At 63.9% G+C, this 15,402-nt stretch carries 21 protein-coding genes and 1 tRNA gene; 8 read left to right on the forward strand and 14 right to left on the reverse strand.

The genetic code is table 11. The features are described 5' to 3' along the window. Positions 1 to 213: 213 nt before the first annotated feature. The 6 genes from ACP7D4_RS03045 to ACP7D4_RS03070 form a co-directional block, all read right to left on the reverse strand. Complete coding sequence (locus ACP7D4_RS03045) at positions 214 to 1,167, reverse strand: NAD(P)H-dependent flavin oxidoreductase (protein ID WP_426105803.1); 954 nt, start codon at positions 1,165 to 1,167, stop codon at positions 214 to 216. Positions 1,168 to 1,259: 92 nt separating this feature from the next. Beyond that, positions 1,260 to 2,180 carry an MBL fold metallo-hydrolase gene (locus tag ACP7D4_RS03050; RefSeq protein WP_426207742.1) on the reverse strand — a complete coding sequence of 307 codons (921 nt, stop codon included), beginning with the start codon at positions 2,178 to 2,180 and terminating at the stop codon, positions 1,260 to 1,262. Then, positions 2,177 to 2,620: a hypothetical protein gene (locus ACP7D4_RS03055; protein WP_426105805.1), complete on the reverse strand. Its 444-nt coding sequence runs from the start codon at positions 2,618 to 2,620 to the stop codon at positions 2,177 to 2,179. Before ACP7D4_RS03055 ends, ACP7D4_RS03050 begins: the two co-directional genes overlap by 4 nt. Further along, positions 2,617 to 2,826, reverse strand: a complete 210-nt coding sequence (locus ACP7D4_RS03060; protein ID WP_426105806.1) for a DUF1289 domain-containing protein — start codon at positions 2,824 to 2,826, stop codon at positions 2,617 to 2,619. The genes ACP7D4_RS03055 and ACP7D4_RS03060 overlap by 4 nt, the downstream gene beginning before the upstream one ends. Continuing rightward, positions 2,823 to 3,245, reverse strand: a complete 423-nt coding sequence (locus ACP7D4_RS03065) for a thioesterase family protein (protein ID WP_426105808.1) — start codon at positions 3,243 to 3,245, stop codon at positions 2,823 to 2,825. The genes ACP7D4_RS03060 and ACP7D4_RS03065 overlap by 4 nt, the downstream gene beginning before the upstream one ends. After that, positions 3,242 to 3,604 carry a VOC family protein gene (locus tag ACP7D4_RS03070; protein WP_426105809.1) on the reverse strand — a complete coding sequence of 121 codons (363 nt, stop codon included), beginning with the start codon at positions 3,602 to 3,604 and terminating at the stop codon, positions 3,242 to 3,244. Before ACP7D4_RS03070 ends, ACP7D4_RS03065 begins: the two co-directional genes overlap by 4 nt. Before the next feature lie 134 nt (positions 3,605 to 3,738). On the opposite strand from ACP7D4_RS03070, the gene ACP7D4_RS03075 reads away from it, so the two are divergent. Then, on the forward strand, positions 3,739 to 4,152 hold the full coding sequence (locus ACP7D4_RS03075) for a CopG family transcriptional regulator (RefSeq protein WP_426105810.1): 414 nt from the start codon (positions 3,739 to 3,741) through the stop codon (positions 4,150 to 4,152). A gap of 22 nt (positions 4,153 to 4,174) precedes the next feature. Beyond that, positions 4,175 to 5,452 carry an extracellular catalytic domain type 1 short-chain-length polyhydroxyalkanoate depolymerase gene (locus ACP7D4_RS03080; RefSeq protein WP_426207743.1) on the forward strand — a complete coding sequence of 426 codons (1,278 nt, stop codon included), beginning with the start codon at positions 4,175 to 4,177 and terminating at the stop codon, positions 5,450 to 5,452. Positions 5,453 to 5,488: 36 nt separating this feature from the next. On the opposite strand, the gene ACP7D4_RS03085 is transcribed toward ACP7D4_RS03080, so the two are convergent. From ACP7D4_RS03085 to ACP7D4_RS03100, 4 genes are read right to left on the reverse strand one after another with little or no spacing between them, the layout of a single operon-like run. Further along, entirely contained in the window at positions 5,489 to 5,758 is a 270-nt protein-coding gene (locus tag ACP7D4_RS03085; protein ID WP_426105812.1) for a SemiSWEET transporter, read from the reverse strand. Between the two features lie 38 nt (positions 5,759 to 5,796). Then, on the reverse strand, positions 5,797 to 6,054 hold the full coding sequence (locus tag ACP7D4_RS03090) for a DUF29 domain-containing protein (RefSeq protein WP_426207744.1): 258 nt from the start codon (positions 6,052 to 6,054) through the stop codon (positions 5,797 to 5,799). Then, positions 5,969 to 6,229 (reverse strand): DUF29 family protein, encoded by a 261-nt coding sequence (locus ACP7D4_RS03095; protein ID WP_426207745.1) that lies wholly within the window; start codon positions 6,227 to 6,229, stop codon positions 5,969 to 5,971. The genes ACP7D4_RS03090 and ACP7D4_RS03095 overlap by 86 nt, the downstream gene beginning before the upstream one ends. A gap of 58 nt (positions 6,230 to 6,287) precedes the next feature. After that, the gene (locus ACP7D4_RS03100; protein ID WP_426207746.1) at positions 6,288 to 6,482 is read right to left on the reverse strand and encodes a cysteine-rich CWC family protein; all 195 of its coding nucleotides are present in this window, start codon (positions 6,480 to 6,482) and stop codon (positions 6,288 to 6,290) included. Between the two features lie 325 nt (positions 6,483 to 6,807). On the opposite strand from ACP7D4_RS03100, the gene argB reads away from it, so the two are divergent. Both argB and ACP7D4_RS03110 read left to right on the forward strand, forming a co-directional pair. Further along, positions 6,808 to 7,734: an acetylglutamate kinase gene (gene argB, locus ACP7D4_RS03105; RefSeq protein WP_426105816.1), complete on the forward strand. Its 927-nt coding sequence runs from the start codon at positions 6,808 to 6,810 to the stop codon at positions 7,732 to 7,734. A gap of 40 nt (positions 7,735 to 7,774) precedes the next feature. Then, positions 7,775 to 7,849: transfer RNA gene (locus ACP7D4_RS03110), tRNA-Thr, on the forward strand. 26 nt (positions 7,850 to 7,875) lie between these two features. On the opposite strand, the gene ACP7D4_RS03115 is transcribed toward ACP7D4_RS03110, so the two are convergent. After that, entirely contained in the window at positions 7,876 to 8,763 is an 888-nt protein-coding gene (locus ACP7D4_RS03115; RefSeq protein WP_426207747.1) for a TraB/GumN family protein, read from the reverse strand. Positions 8,764 to 8,804: 41 nt separating this feature from the next. Between ACP7D4_RS03115 and ACP7D4_RS03120 the strand changes: the two genes are divergently transcribed. The 3 genes from ACP7D4_RS03120 (at position 8,805) to pabB (ending at position 12,055) form a co-directional block, all read left to right on the forward strand. Then, entirely contained in the window at positions 8,805 to 9,533 is a 729-nt protein-coding gene (locus ACP7D4_RS03120; protein ID WP_426207748.1) for a pyrimidine 5'-nucleotidase, read from the forward strand. A gap of 78 nt (positions 9,534 to 9,611) precedes the next feature. Continuing rightward, a complete protein-coding gene (slmA, locus tag ACP7D4_RS03125; protein ID WP_426105819.1) occupies positions 9,612 to 10,190 on the forward strand; it encodes a nucleoid occlusion factor SlmA in 579 nt (192 codons plus the stop codon). Positions 10,191 to 10,243: 53 nt separating this feature from the next. Next, on the forward strand, positions 10,244 to 12,055 hold the full coding sequence (gene pabB, locus ACP7D4_RS03130; RefSeq protein WP_426207749.1) for an aminodeoxychorismate synthase component I: 1,812 nt from the start codon (positions 10,244 to 10,246) through the stop codon (positions 12,053 to 12,055). Between the two features lie 85 nt (positions 12,056 to 12,140). Here pabB and ftrA read toward each other — a convergent pair whose 3' ends face one another. Further along, positions 12,141 to 13,103 (reverse strand): transcriptional regulator FtrA, encoded by a 963-nt coding sequence (gene ftrA, locus ACP7D4_RS03135; RefSeq protein ID WP_426105821.1) that lies wholly within the window; start codon positions 13,101 to 13,103, stop codon positions 12,141 to 12,143. 92 nt (positions 13,104 to 13,195) lie between these two features. Here ftrA and ACP7D4_RS03140 point away from each other — a divergent pair, with 92 nt between their 5' ends. Continuing rightward, entirely contained in the window at positions 13,196 to 13,591 is a 396-nt protein-coding gene (locus ACP7D4_RS03140) for a rhodanese-like domain-containing protein (RefSeq protein WP_426105822.1), read from the forward strand. Here the strand turns inward: ACP7D4_RS03140 and ACP7D4_RS03145 are convergent. Next, positions 13,588 to 14,760: an esterase/lipase family protein gene (locus ACP7D4_RS03145; protein ID WP_426207750.1), complete on the reverse strand. Its 1,173-nt coding sequence runs from the start codon at positions 14,758 to 14,760 to the stop codon at positions 13,588 to 13,590. The two genes, ACP7D4_RS03140 and ACP7D4_RS03145, sit on opposite strands and share 4 nt — an antisense overlap. A 3-nt stretch (positions 14,761 to 14,763) precedes the next feature. Further along, entirely contained in the window at positions 14,764 to 15,351 is a 588-nt protein-coding gene (locus tag ACP7D4_RS03150) for a glutathione peroxidase (RefSeq protein WP_426207751.1), read from the reverse strand. Positions 15,352 to 15,402 lie beyond the last annotated feature (51 nt).

Raw genomic sequence — 15,402 nt, forward strand, 5'->3', positions numbered from 1 at the left:
TCAAATCGCGAGGTCTGACCCCAATTTTCCAACTTTTTCATTCGGCGGGATGCCGCTCCGGAAGAAGTTCGGATGGTTTATTGCCGGTTTGAGCGAATCAACCATGGAAGCTGACCTCTGGCTTCCAGAAACAATTGCGCGAATCTGGAGGTCTGACCCCGATTGCGTGGGCAAAATCGGGCTGACCCGGGTTGCACGGCGGTTTCTTTATTGCTATAAGGCGAGGCGGGCGCGGGCGGCGTCGTATTCGGCTTTCAGGCGCATGACCATCTCGGCCACCGTGGGCACGTCGTCCATCATGCCGACGCCCTGCCCCGCGCCCCAGATGTCGCGCCAGGCCTTGGCGCTGCCGGAGCCAAAACTCATTTTTGATTTGTCCGACTCGGGCAAGGCGTCCGGGTCGAGCCCGGCATTGACGATGGATTTTTTCAGGTAGTTGCCGTGCACGCCGGTAAACAGGTTGGTGTAGACGATGTCCGCCGCCGACGCGTCGACGATCGCGTCACGGTACGCGTCCGTCACGTTCGATTCTTTCGTTGCCAGCCAGCGCGAGCCAATGTAGGCGAAGTCCGCGCCCATCGCTTGCGCGGCCAGGATGCCGTCGCCGCTGGCGATCGATCCGGACAAGGCGACCGGGCCGCTGAAAAACTTGCGTACTTCACCGACCAGCGCGAACGGCGACAAAGGACCGGCGTGCCCGCCCGCACCGGCGGCCACCAGGATCAGGCCGTCCACACCGGCTTCCAGCGCCTTTTGCGCGTGCCGGATCGACACCACGTCATGCAGCACAATGCCGCCGTAACTGTGGATCGCGTCCATCATTTCCTTGGGCGGCGCGCGAAGCGATGAAATGATGATCGGCACCTGGTGCTTGACGCACATCTCGACATCGTGCGCGAGCCGGTCGTTTGACTGGTGCACGATCTGGTTCACGGCAATCGGACCCACGCGCTTGCCGGGATGGGCGGCCTGGTAGTCGTCCAGCTCTTGCTTGAGGTCAGTGAGCCAGGTGTCGAGCAATTCGGCCGGACGCGCGTTGAGCGCTGGGAAGGAGCCGACAATGCCAGCCTTGCACTGCGCCGCCACCAAAGCCGGTCCGCTGGCAATGAACATGGGCGAGGCGATGACGGGAAGGAAGAGGTTTTGCAGCGCGACAGGCAGGGCCATGACATCTCACAATCGAAAAAAATGAAAGGGAACAATTCCTGCCCATTATAGTTCGGAAAAAGAACGATCGTGCCAGAAAAAGGCCGCGATATTTACAGGTCGTGATTGACCAGCTGCCCGCCGTCGCGCCGCGCCACGCCGGCGCGCACCAGACTTTGCACCGCCCATGCGGCCAGCTCGGCCGGCGTTTTGTCCAGGTAGCGCCGGCGCGCGCTTTCGATCACGGGATTGTGCGCGAACATCGCCGGCAGCGCGTCCAGCGCAAACTGCTGGCGCTCGAGCAGCAGGAACTTGAGCATGACCTTGATCGCGTTTTCGGCGTTGCGCACCGGGTCGGCCTGCAGGAAGTCGAGCCGTGAAAAGGCGCGCGCCAGCGCCGGCTTGACGTCGGTGAACGGCGCGCCATGGCCGGGAATGACGAGACGCACGTCGAGCGCGTCGATTAGCGCCAGCGTGGCGCGCGCTTCGGCAAAGCCGGACTGGCCTTCGAGCTCGGGGAAGATGACGCCAAAGCCGTGCTGCCACAGCGCGTCGGCCGAGATCAGAATAGCTTCGGCGGGGCAGTAAAAAATCAGCGAATGCGGGTCGTGCCCTGGCGCGCCGAGCACTTGCCAGTGCATGCCGCCCATCTCGAGCGGGTCGCCCGGCGCGAGCGTGCCGTCAAAGCCGAAGCGCTCGCACTGCTGGCCGGTGGCCTGGAAACTGAGCGCCGCCTCGTCCCAGGCGCGCACCTTGTCCGCTTCGGCGACCGGGATCAAGGTGCGGCAGCCGTAGCGCGCCTGCAGCGCCGCGTTGCCGCCGCAATGGTCGGAATGCAGGTGGGTGTTGATCAGCCGTTCAAGGGGACGCTCGCCAAGCACGTGTTCGACCAGCGCCAGCGTCTGCGCGGCGTGAATCAGGTAGCCGCTGTCGACCAGCGTGGCGGGCCCGGGACCGGTGAACAGGATGTTGTTCGACGAGAGCCAGCCGCGTTCGAACACGCGGATCGTCGCAGGCAGGCTGATGGCGCTCATTTCTTCATCTGGAAGGCCAGCGAAATTTTGGCGAACTCGATCAGCACCTTGGGCGAGCCGCCATTGAAGGTCATGAACGCGCTGCCGGTGCGCACCACCAGTCGCGGCGGGAACAGCCACGACAGATAGGGAATGCCGATCATCTTGGCGCCGCGCACTTCGTCCCACAGCACCTGCTTGTCGACCACCCAGCTTTGGCGAATGCCTCGGGCGTCGATCGTCACTTGGGCGCGCAAAAACCAGTAATAGCTCACGCCGAGCATGACGGCCGCGCCCAGCAGCAGGGCCTTGACGCCCAGGCCGAACGAGAGCAGCGGAAAGCGCCACAACACGCTGGCGGTGTAGGCCACCAGCGCCAGCGTGATGGTCGTTGCGGTTCCTTTGAAACCGGCGCCATAGGCGGGGCCGGTAACCGCCTTGGCGGGCTGGTAAAAACTCATGTGAAGTCCGTTGCCGCTTCACGGCGCCGGATCTCGGCCCACACCGCGCGCTTGTAGTCGTCCGGCTGCGACGCCCAGCCGATGATTTCGTCGATGGTGCGCAGGCACCCTTCGCACAAGCCCGTATCGGGCGCCATCTTGCACATGCTGATGCAAGGCGAGGGCACCGGCGTTTGCAGTTCGGGCGCGAGGACCTGGCGCGTCATGCGGCAGCCTTCTTTTGTGCGACCTTCGCCGCAAAGCGCTGCGGGTCGATCACCTGCCGTTCGTGCGTGCCTTCGCAGATGCGTTCCAGGTCGTCCCACGCCTCGATCTTGAACTTGACGCGCCGCCCTTCCACTGCTAGCACTTCGCCTGCGATGCGCAGCTTCATGCCGGGCGGCGTGGGGGCGAAGTGGGCAAAGTCGACTTGTGTACCGACGCTCTGTTCGCGCGGCCAGTCCATGAAAGGCATCATGCCGTGCACGCAGGCCAGTTCCATCATGCCGACCATGTAGCCGGTGGCCAGCACGTCGGGCATGTCGAGGCAAAACGCGGTGTCGTGATACAGCTGCGGCACGGTGGCGCGCGCGGGCACCACGTAGGTCCAGTCAAAGCGCAGGCCGGGTTTCAGTTCTGGACTCATGCGCAGATCAGTTCAAGGCGGTTGCCAAACGGGTCGGCCAAGGTGGCGCGCCGGCGCCCGCTTACCTCTTCTTCAGGCTTGAGCTGCGCGCCGTGGCTGGCCAGATGCTCGGCAAAGGCGTCAAAGTCGGCCACCAGCAGCGCCGGATGGGCCTTGCGCGCAGCCTGGAAGTGGGGGTCAGCGCCCAGGTGCAATTGCGCACTCCCGCACGCGAACCAGACGCCGCCGCGCACGGCCAGCAGCGCCGGCTTGGGGATTTCGGCCAGCCCCAGCACGCCGCTGTAAAAGCGGCGCGCAATGTCTTCGGCGCCGACGGGCATGGCCAGCTGGACGTGATCGATTCCTGTGATAAATGCCATCTGCCGCTCCGCTGTGACTCGAATGCCACATTATCGCATTCAAGCGAATCACGCTTGACCTGATGACCCAAACAGGTACACTACCATCCATACAGATGGCGTACGGATGCCACAAGGATGTTATTTGGAGATATATGAACGCCCACGACTTGAAACCGAAATTTTCCGAATCGGAAAAGATCACCATCAACCTGGGTTTGATTGACCTGGGCCAGATTGATTTGCTGGTCAATGAAGGGTTTTATTCGAATCGTACCGATCTGATCCGCACGGCAATTCGCAACTTGCTCAACACGCACGCGGACGTGGTGCGCCAGACGGTTGCACGCAAGAGCCTAGTGCTGGGCATGCATCATTATTCCCGGGCAGACCTCGAGGCCGCTTTAAAAGCGGGCGAGCGCTTGCAGATCCAGGTGCTGGGCCTGGCCAGTATCGCCAACGACGTATCGGTGGAACTGGCGCTGGCCACCATCGACTCCATTTTCGTGCTTGGCTCGCTACAAGCAAGCAATGTCATCAAGACTGCACTGGCGGGACGCATTTTGTGAACTGCCCAAGGAAGGAACACACATGAAATTCAATGAAAAACTGATGGACCGCATGCGCGCGGCAACCCGGGCCTTGTCTGGCAAGGGGCCGCAAGCAGCGACTGCCGTGATCCAGGATGCCTTAAAGATATTGCAGCCTAATAATGCCGCACCTGCGCAGGCCGCGCCAGCGGCGCAGGCGCCGCCCGGACCGACCATGCGCGACATCAATCCGCCGCCAGCCGGCGCCAAAGCGGCCCCGCAAGCCAGCGCTAAACCGGCACCGCAAGCCCAGGCGGAAAGCGCGCCGCCGGCCGCCCGCACGCCAATGGAAGAAATGACGGAAAAGCTGAAAAGCCTGATGCCCGAGATGATGGCCAATCTGGACCGCGCGGGCGGCGCGGGCAGCTTCAAGAAGTTCAAGATGCCCGATTTTGATTTGCCTGGTGGAATGGCCGGAGTGCGTACGCCCGCGCCTGCCCTGCCCGGCAAGTTTATCGACGGCAGTTTTACCAATGCCGCCGGGACGCGCACCTACAAGCTGTATATTCCCAGCACGCACAGCGGCGCCAAGGTGCCCCTGGTGGTCATGCTGCACGGCTGCACGCAAGATCCGGATGATTTCGCCAACGGCACGCAGATGAACCTGCTGGCCGAGGAAATGGGTTGCCTGGTGGTTTATCCTGCCCAGTCGCAGCAGGCGAATGCCTCGCGCTGCTGGAACTGGTTCAGCGCGGTCGACCAGACGCGCGGCCAGGGCGAGCCGTCCATCATCGCGGGCATTACCGAAACCATCATGCACGAGCATGCCATCGACCGCGACCAGGTGTATGTGGCCGGGCTGTCGGCGGGCGGGGCGATGGCGACCATCATGGGCACGCTGTATCCGGAGCTGTATGCGGCCGTCGGCGTGCACTCGGGCTTGCCGTTTGCGTCGGCCAAGGACTTGCCGTCGGCGCTGGCGGCGATGAAGGGCAGTTTTGCTCCCGGCAAGCCGGGCGCCAAGTCGGTGCCGATCATTGTTTTCCACGGCGACAAGGACACGACCGTGCACCCGGCCTGCGGCGAGGAAATCATCAAGCGGGGCGCACATGCGGCATCCAAGGAGATCGTGGTCGAGCCGGGGCGAGTTCCGGACGGGCACGCCTATACCCGTACCGTGCACCAGCGCGCCGACGGCTCGCCGCAGGCCGAGCAGTGGCTAATCCATGGCGCCGGGCATGCCTGGTCGGGCGGCAGCGCGCACGGCAGCTATACCGACGGCAAGGGGCCGGATGCTAGCCGGGAAATGATGCGGTTTTTCCAGACCAAGCGGGCCTAAGTGGTTTAACCCACGGCGTAGCCGATGCGCGCCGGCTCACCGGCCGGCGCGCTCGAAATACAGTTTCATGCCCAGTACGCAAGAGGCCAGCAACAGCGTGATGCCGTTGGCGATGACCATTGGCCACGAACGCAGCGCCAGGCCGTAGAGAAACCATAATGCAATGCCAGCGATGAACATCAGGTACATGCCGATGGATACGCCCGGTGCGCCGCGTTCGCGCCATACCATCAGCACCTGTGGAACAAACGCACCTGTGGTGCACACCGCAGCGGCAAAACCGAGGTGGTTCACATCCAAATTCATCCCGAACTTTCAATAACTGGCATAGGCCCAATTATAGTTCAGTCTAGCAAAAATGCTGGATCAAGGATGTCAGTCAAGCGCCAGATTGGCTCGTCAGGGAATTCGTGCAGACCAGTTTCGCCGATGGCCAGGCCGATGGCGTCGTCCCATGCGTCTTCCAGCCATTCCTCGTCCGACAGCGAACGCCGCAAGCTCGGCGCTTTACGCAGTCTACGCGCGATCAAGCGCCGCTGAACTGTCATGGTGGAACGCCAGCGCTTGCCGCGCAACCCAGGCTGGAACTGCCACTTGAGCAATTGGCTCAGCAGAACGGCCAGCCGGCTGTTCAGTTCTCGCTGCTCGCTTTTTGCCCACGTCCTCGATCTCCTGGGCAAGGTTGGCAATGTCGAGGCTGGACCACTCCCCGCGTCGCAGGAAGGCAGCCTGCTCCTCTGCCCAGGCGACGATATCGGTGTTGTATAGTTTGCCCATTCCAGCTACCTCCCGAAACGCATTGCATGTCGCAGACAAGGGAACACCAGTCCCGCCCTCAATCGCGCGGTGGCGTTTCCGGCGAACTTTCCTGCGCGCCGATGTGCAGTTTCAGGCAGGCAGGGCACCAGCAACTGGCATCCACGCCGGGCACCGCCACCACGGCGGGAAAGGCGGTGCACCAGCAAGGAGCGTCAAGCGCGTCGGCCATCGCGCAGCCGAAGGTGGCGCCGCAGCGGGGGCAGGTGCTCATTGCGCAGCCCTTGGGAAAAGGGCCTTTGGAGGGACGGTTGTAGTCATGTGAAGTTCAGCCTAACGGATCAAGAATTAAAATACAACAACTGGCAGTCTGTCGGTCTAAACGAGGCGAGCCGGAAATTCAGCTGGCCGAGGACAGATTTCGACGATTTTGAAGGTCAATAGTGGTTCTATTGACCGAAAAAGCGGTGAAATATGGCCCGGTCAGGTGGATTTCTCGGCCGCCTGCGTTTAGTCCGACAGACTGCTAGGCCCTATAATGCCTACGGGGTTCGCCCTATGCCTGTAAAATCTCGCAAAATTTCCAAAACGGACCCGCCATGACCGCACCTTTGCCCGCTGTACCCAACGACCAGACAGACGACTTGACCAAGGTCTCTCCGCAGATCAAGGCGCAGATCCTGGCTGAGGCGCTGCCTTACATCCGCAATTTCCATGGCAAGACGATTGTCATCAAATACGGCGGTAACGCGATGACCGACGAGCGCCTCAAGCACGGCTTCGCGCGCGACGTCATTTTGCTCAAACTGGTCGGCATGAACCCGGTCGTGGTACACGGCGGCGGCCCCCAGATCGACAATGCCCTGAAAAAAATCGGCAAGCAAGGCACCTTCGTGCAAGGCCATCGCATTACCGACGAAGAAACCATGGAAGTGGTGGAGTGGGTACTGGGCGGTGAAGTTCAACAGGATATCGTGATGCTGATCAACCACTACGGCGGTCAGGCCGTGGGCTTGACCGGCAAAGATGGCGGCCTGATCCGCGCGCGCAAAATGGCGATGCCCGACAAGGAAAACCCGGGCGAGTTTCTCGACATCGGTTTTGTCGGCGAGATCGACGCCATCAACCCGGCCGTGGTCAAGGCGCTGCAGGACGACGCGTTCATTCCGATCATTTCGCCCATCGGTTTCGGCCAAGACGGCCAGGCGTACAACATCAATGCCGACGTAGTTGCAGGCAAAATTGCGGAAATCCTGAAAGCTGAAAAGTTGATCATGATGACCAACATCGCCGGCGTGCAAGATAAAAAAGGCAACCTCGTGACCGACCTGTCGGCCCGCGAGATCGATGAGATGTTTGCTGATGGAACAATTTCCGGCGGCATGCTGCCAAAAATCTCGTCCGCGCTGGACGCTGCCAAGTCGGGCGTGAACACGGTGCACATTATCGACGGTCGCATCGAGCACTCTTTACTGCTCGAAGTCTTGACCGAACAAGCTTTTGGAACTATGATCCGGTCGCACTAATATTTTCGGCGGCGCAGCCAAACCGCGCCGCACCGGTACCGCCCTTTTAGCTCAGTGGTAGAGCACTCCCTTGGTAAGGGAGAGGCCACGTGTTCAATCCACGTAAAGGGCACCAACTGCTTTTGCCTCCTTCCCTCCGCTTTAATACACCCGCTCCACCGACATGCCGCGCTCGCCCAGCAGCGACGGTACGCTGTTTTCTCCTATCAAATGCAATACGCCAATGGCGGCGACCGTGCTGGCTTCGCGCTCGAGCAATTGCGCCAGTTTTTCCGCCAGTGCATTGTTGCGCTCCTCCAGCAAAATATGCTTGACGAACTTTCCCGACACGCTGGTGTCTCTCGACGCGCGCGCCGCGATCTCGTCGAACGCTCCCTGGTCGGCGGTGCGCCAGGCGTTGACGATCTTGCTCACTTCCACGCCCTGCTTGCCTGATTCGATGAGGCCGATGCTCTCTTCCAGAAAACCCACTTGCTCGGCCATGGTCAGGCGATTGAACAAGCTCATTTGCGAGCCGGCCGACTCCAGACCCACCACCGGCACCTTGCTTGCACGCGCCAGCTGGGCCAGGTGGGCGTCGACCGACAGGTCGGTGCGGTAACCCTGGCGGGCGTACTCGGCCATGGCAAGCACCGTGGCCACCAGCCACGGTTTGAGCGGCACCACCGCTTCGGGATCGATGTGGGCCTTGGCCAGCGCGCGGTCGAGCCGGGCGCGCATGGCCGGCGCCAGGGCCTGGCGGGTGGCGCCGGGGCTGGTCATGCCGTACGTCTTGAGCGCGTGGGCGGCGATGGCCGGATCCAGGCCCGGATCGATTTCGAGGGCCAGTGTCGACGCGCCCTTGACGGCATCGGCAATGCGCGGCTCGAGCGGGTAAAATTCCGGCGTGCCGACATGCATGGTGCCAAATAGATACATGGTGTGGTTATACGCGGTGACTTTGAACAACGCTCCGCGGTCCGCGCCCCATGTCGGCGGCAGCGCCAGGCAGAGCAGACTGAAGAACACCACTATAATCTGACGTCGCATGCAATTTCCTTGATGAACAATCTTTGCCTAAAGCGTAACCTGTGCCGAATATTACCGCGTCCCCCCCCCTGTGGCTGTTTGATCTGGACAATACCCTGCACGACGCCTCGCACGCGATCTTCCCCAGCATCAGCGCCAACATGAACACCTTTATCGCGCGCTTGCTGGGCGACGGCGTGACCGAGGCCAGCCAGGCGGAGGTCGACGCGGCGCGCATCGGTTACTGGAAGCGCTACGGCGCCACGCTGCTCGGCCTGATCAAGCATCATAACGTCAGCGCCGCCGATTTTCTGCACCAGACCCATGACCTGGCCGACCTGCGCGCCATGATGCGCTTCGAGCGTGGCCTGGGCCGCATGCTCAGGCGCCTGCCCGGCCGCAAAATCCTGCTGACCAATGCGCCGACGCGCTATTCGCGCGAAGTGCTGCGCCACCTCGGCCTGCAACGGCACTTCAGCCACCACATCGCCATCGAAGACATGCGCGTGCACGGCCAGCTGCGGCCCAAGCCGTCCAAGCTGATGCTGCGCCGCCTGATGCGCAAGCATGGCGCCAGCGCGCGCCGCTGCATCCTGGTCGAAGACACGCTGGCCAACCTGCGCAGCGCCAAACAAGTCGGGCTGCGCACCGTGTGGGTCACGCAGTACCTGCAGATGAGCGACCCGATCGGCAGCGCCACCTTGCCCCGGATGCGAAAGCGCCCCGCATTCGTGGATGTCAAAGTAAAATCGTTACGCCAGCTGCCTGCCCGTCTGCACCGGCTGCGCTGAAGTTGAAACTGAAGTTGAAACTGAAGTTGAAACTGAAGTAGCAACTGAAGATCCCTCCCCCTTCACCATCGAGATTACATGGCAAGCACCAAGCCGGGTCAGCGCAAACTCCAAATCCTCCAGGCCCTGGCGGCGATGCTGGAGCAGCCCAAGGGCGAAAAAATCACCACCGCGGCGCTGGCCCGGCGGCTCGAGGTATCGGAGGCCGCGCTGTACCGCCACTTCGCCAGCAAAGCGCAGATGTTCGAAGGCTTGATCGACTTTATCGAGTCGAGCGTGTTCGGTCTGATCAACCAGATCGCGGAGCGCGAAGCGGGCGGCGTCGACCAGCTGCATGCGACCTTGCAGATGCTCCTGAGCTTTGCCACCAACAACCCGGGCATGACGCGGGTATTGATCGGCGACGCGCTGGTGGGCGAAGACGAACGCCTGCAGCTGCGCATGAACCAGTTCTACGACAAGGTGGAACTGGCCTGCAAGCAGTCGCTGCGCCTGGCCGTCACCCAGGGCCACGGCCAGGAAGCCGACGTGACCGCGCGCGCGGGCCTGCTGGTGAGCTACGTGACAGGCCGCTGGCACCGCTTTGCCAAGAGCGGCTTTCGGCACCAGCCGGGCGAAGGCAGCGCGCTGCACCTGGCGCTCATGCTGGCCGCCTGATGCTCGCCACCTGATGCTCGCCGCCTAATGCTCGCCACCCGATGCTGCCCGCAATGAGCGCCTGCTTTGCCCTGCTGGACGACGCCAGCGCGTTCGACCCGCGCCACGCGCGCTCGCGCCTGTACAGCGCGCATGCCGGCACCCTCGCCTGCCATGACGGCGCCGGCTGGCCGCAGCTGCTGGCCGAGATGCAGGCGGCCTTGCAGCGCGGCCTGTTCGCAGTGCCGCTACTGACGTATGAATTGGGCTGCCACCTGATGGGGCTTGACGCCCATCCGCTGCCAGGCCCGCTGGCGCAAGTGCTGCTGTTCGAACAGTGCACGCACCTGTCCCCGTCTGAAGTGAAGGCGTGGCTGGAGTCAGCTGCCGGCGCCGGCGCAGCCCCGGCCGGCATCGCCAACGTGCATGCGAATATCGACCAGGCCGAGTTCACGCGCGCACTCGGCGCCATCCACGCCTACATCGAAGCTGGACACACCTACCAGGTCAACTACACGTACCGGCTGCGTTTTGACGCCTTCGGCTCGCCGCATGCGCTGTATGCGCGGCTGCGCGCGCGCCAGCCGGTGCCGTATGGCGCGCTGGTCGGCCTGCCTGACGGCGGCGCCATCCTGTCGCTGTCGCCCGAACTGTTCGTGCGCCACGCCGGCGGCGAACTGGTGACGCGGCCGATGAAAGGCACCGCCCCGGCCAGCGACAACGAGGCCGAGAACGCGCGCCGCGCCGCCGCGCTGGCCGCAGATGCCAAGAACCGCGCCGAAAATGTGATGATCGTCGACCTGCTGCGTAATGACCTGGGGCGCATTGCGCTGACCGGCAGCGTGCAGGTGCCGGCGCTGTTCGACGTGCAGCGCTACAGCAGCGTGCTGCAGATGACGTCGACCGTGCGCGCGCAGCTGCGGCCCGGCGTCACCTTGGCCGAAGTGTTCGCAGCGCTGTACCCGTGCGGCTCGATCACCGGCGCGCCCAAGCGGCGCACGATGGAGATCATCGGCGAGCTTGAACCGGCCGCGCGCGGCCTCTACACCGGCGCAATTGGCTGGTTCGACCCGTCCGGGCAGGGGCAGGCCGTGGGTGATTTTTGTCTGTCGGTGCCGATCCGCACGCTTGCACTGCAGAGCGAACAAGGCGGCGCGCGGCGCGGCGAAATGGGCGTGGGCGCGGGCATCGTGTTCGACAGCGACGCGCAGGACGAATACGCGGAATGCCAGCTCAAGGCGCGCTTCTTGACGGGGCTGGCGAACGAGTTCGAGATCTTCGAGACGATGCAGGCCAGCGTGAACGGGTGCGCGCGCGTGCAGGCGCACCTGGCGCGCATGCAGGCGTCGGCGCGTTATTTCGGCTACCCGTTCGAGGTGGAAAAGGCCCGAGAGGCGCTGGAAGGCGCATGCGCGCAGTTTGCGCCGGGCGCACTGTTCCGGCTGCGCCTGGGGCTGGGGCCCGATGGGAGCTTGGCCATCTGCAGCGGCGCGCTGATCGTTCCGGCCGGGCCGGTGAAGGTATTCGTCAGCGACCATGTCACCCGTGCGGACGATATTTTCTTGCGCCACAAGACCAGTGTGCGCGCGCTTTACGACGCGGCGTGGCGCGAGGCGGAGGCGCGCGGCGGCTTCGACTGCCTGTTCTTCAACGAGCGCGGTGAGCTGACCGAGGGTGGGCGCAGCAATGTGTTCGTGATGCTGGACGGGGTATGGTGCACGCCGCCCCTGTCGGCGGGCGTGCTGCCCGGGATCATGCGCGCCGCCATGCTGGCCGACCCCGCGTGGCAGGCAGAGGAGCGCGTGATCACGAAAGCGATGTTCGCCCGCGCCACCCGCATCATCGTGTGCAATTCCCTCAGAGGCGCGATTCCCGCCACACTGTAGCGCCGAAGAGAGCAGGCCGCCCGCATTGCGCGTCTCGGCGCTTGTCGAAAAAGGGGCCACCCAGGCGCCTTCGGCCTTGTCCAAGCTACACAGCGCTGGCCTCGGCAAACTGGCGCCGATAGGCCGCGGGCGTGGTCAACGTCAGCCGCCTGAAATGATGCCGCAGCGATTCCTCCGACCCAAACCCCGCCCTCTCGGCCAATAGCGCCAGCGGCAGTTCACTGGTCTCGAGCAAATCCTTCACAAGCGCAATGCGCTCGCGCGTGACCCACTGCGCCGGCCCGAACCCGGTCGCTTCCTGGAACTGGCGCTGCAAGGTGCGCACACTCATTGCCGCGCGGCTGGCCATGCTGGCCACGCTATGCCGCTCGGCCGGATGGCTGCGCACCCAATCCATCAAGCGGGTCAGCCGCCCTTTCTCGTCATGGGCCATGGGGCGCGGCAGAAATTGCGCCTGGCCGCCCTCGCGATGCGGCGGCACCACCAGCCGCTGCGCCACCAGGTTGCCCACATGCGCGCCATAGTCACGCCGCACCAGATGCAGCAGCATGTCGAGCCCCGCGGCCGACCCGGCCGACGTAATCAGCTGGCCGGCATCGACATACAAAGCGTCGCTCTGCACATCGATGGCCGGATAGCGGCGGGCCAGCTTGTCGGCGTAGCGCCAGTGCGTGGTGGCGCGCTGGCCATCGAGCAGGCCGGCGGCGGCCAGAATGAAGACGCCCGAACAGATCGAGCAAAGGCGCGCACCGCGCGCGTGTGCGTCGCGCAGCTGCTGCAGCAAGGCCGGCGGCGGCGCTTCGTCGGCATCGCGCCAGCCGGGAATGACGATGGTGTCGGCCAGCGCCAGCAGCGTGGCGTCATGCGGGGCAACGATGGTGATACCGCCGGCGGCGCGGATTGGTCCGGGTTCGATCGCGCACACGGCGAACTGGTACCACTCGACGCCAAGCTCGGGACGCTCGAGCGCGAACAGTTCCACCGCGCAGCCGAACTCGAAGGTGCACAGGCGGTCATAGGCAAGGACAACGACAAGATGCTTTTTCATGGCGCGATCTTACCGCACAATGGCGTTTGCGCCACTGCCGGCCCAGGCGCAGGCGCACGACAATGAGAACTCGCCAACCACGGAGCTCCACCATGTCCATCGTCACCGAAGTCCCACCAGCGCCCAGCGCCGCCGCGCTGGCCCATTTCCAGAGCAGCCTCGCCTTCGAGACCGATTGCTGGGATGTGCACCACAGCCTGCACTGCGGCGAGCCTGACTTCGTGCTGCTCGACGTGCGCGGCAGCGAGAAATTCGCCGCCGGCCATGTGCCGGGAGCGGTCGATATGGCGCAGCGCAAAATCATCGGATCGAGGCTTGAACAATTTTCGCCAGGCACGCTCTTCGTCACGTATTGCGCCGGCCCGCATTGCAACGGCGCGGCGCGCGCGGCGATTCGCCTGGCCAAGCTTGGCAAGCCGGTCAAGATGATGGCGGGTGGCGTGACCGGCTGGATCGACGAAGGATTTGCGTTGGCGACGGGCGCTTAAAGCCACGCCAGCAGGCGCTCGCTCACTTGCGGGGACGACAGCAGCTGCATGTGATTGGTCTGGTACACCACATGCCGCTCAAACGCCAGGCTGCGAGCAGGATCGTCGGACTCGGCCAGACCGCTCGATACAGGCACCAGGCCATCGCCCGCCAGCAAACGGTCGGCCAGGTCGCCTTCGCGCTTGCCGATGGTGGCCGCAAGCGCATAACAGCGCACCCCTTCCGGCAGCGGCACATGCTGCGGCAGCGGCGTGCCATGCGCAAACCGGTCCTGGCCATCCCAGTCGTCATCGAGCACGCTGCCGTGGCGCAGGTCGGTAATGCCGGCACTGCGGATTTTGGCCAGACGCGAAAACGGCGCGCTGTAGGCTGACAGATCGGTGAACAGGTGAACCCAGTTGCCGCCCCGTTCAAGTGGGGCGCCCAGGTGCGGCGTACCGAGAAAAACCATTTTGCTCAGGTGGCCAAGCCAGCCCTGCTGTGCCTGGGCAGCGTAATGGCAGGCGCTGCGCGCCAGCAGGCCGCCCATGCTGTGGCCAAGGATGACGAGTTCGGCCACCGGCACCGGCCAGCCATCGACCAGCGCCTGCAGTTGCTGCGCGAATTCGCGTCCGTTGACGGAGATGTGGCGCCCGCTGTTGTAGTGCAGGTAGACGCTCGTGTAGCCGCCTTCGGCGGCCAGCATGGCGCCGTGGTCGACGCCGTCGCGCTGCCACTGCAGGTCATTCATGCACAGGCCGTGGGCCAGCACCAGGATGCGCCCCGACGGCGCGGCGAGGGCATGCAGCGCGAGCGGTTTGCCGCCCTGCCGCAAGCGCATGGGAATTGCCAGTGGATTGCCGCTCGCTGCCAGGCGGTCACCCAGCACGCCATTCAGGGCGGCCAGCAGCGCGTCGCGCCCGGCCCAGGCGGCCGGTTCGCCAAGGTCGGGCACCAGCCTGGCCAGCACCGCATCGAGAGAGCCGCCGACCAGGCGCGTGACGCCCTTGACGCTGCGGTACACCAGCGACGTCACGCCCGCCACGGGCCGCACCACGCCCGTGCCGATGGCCTTGTTCAGTACATTCATGTGCACCGCTTCGACCAGCTCGGTCACGCCCGTCAGCGCTTCGATCGCGAGGCGCGAGGCGCCGGCCAGGTCGGCGCCGATGGCGCGTTTGGCGGCCATGACCTAGGAACCGAGCGCCTGTTCGACCTTGGCCACGAGCTTGGCGTCTTCCGGCGTGACCTTGCTCGGGAAGTGTCCGATGACCTTGCCCTTGCGGTCGATCAGGTATTTGGTGAAGTTCCATTTCGGCTCTTCGCCGGTGGCCTTGATCAGCTGCGCGTGCAGCGGATTGGCGGCGGCGCCACTGACTACGGATTTGGCGAACATGGGGAATTTGACGCCGTAGGTGTTGTAGCAAAGGTCGGCGATTTCCTTGGCATTGCCCGGCTCCTGCTTGCCGAAGTCATTGGACGGGAAGCCCAGGACGACCAGTCCCTTGCCGCCGTATTTTGCATACAATTTTTCCAGGCCTTCGTACTGCTTGGTGTAGCCGCAGTAGCTGGCGGTGTTGACCACCAGGACCACCTTGCCCGCGTACTGGCACAGGTTCTGGGGCGCGTCGTCCTGCAGGCGCTTGAAGGATTGATTGAGCAACGCGGGGCAACCCTGGGCCGCCGGCGCAGCCGGCGCCGGTGTCTGCGCCATGGCGCAGGTGCTGGCCAGGACGGTGGCGCCGAAAGTGGCGCGCAGGATGGCGGAAGTGTTGAGCATGGGCGATTCCTGGCAATGACGAAGGTGGAGGTTCATTCTATGCCAATTCGG

It is taken from the genome of Massilia sp. TWP1-3-3, assembly GCF_049897805.1.
Classification (GTDB): Bacteria; Pseudomonadota; Gammaproteobacteria; order Burkholderiales; family Burkholderiaceae_D; genus Telluria_A.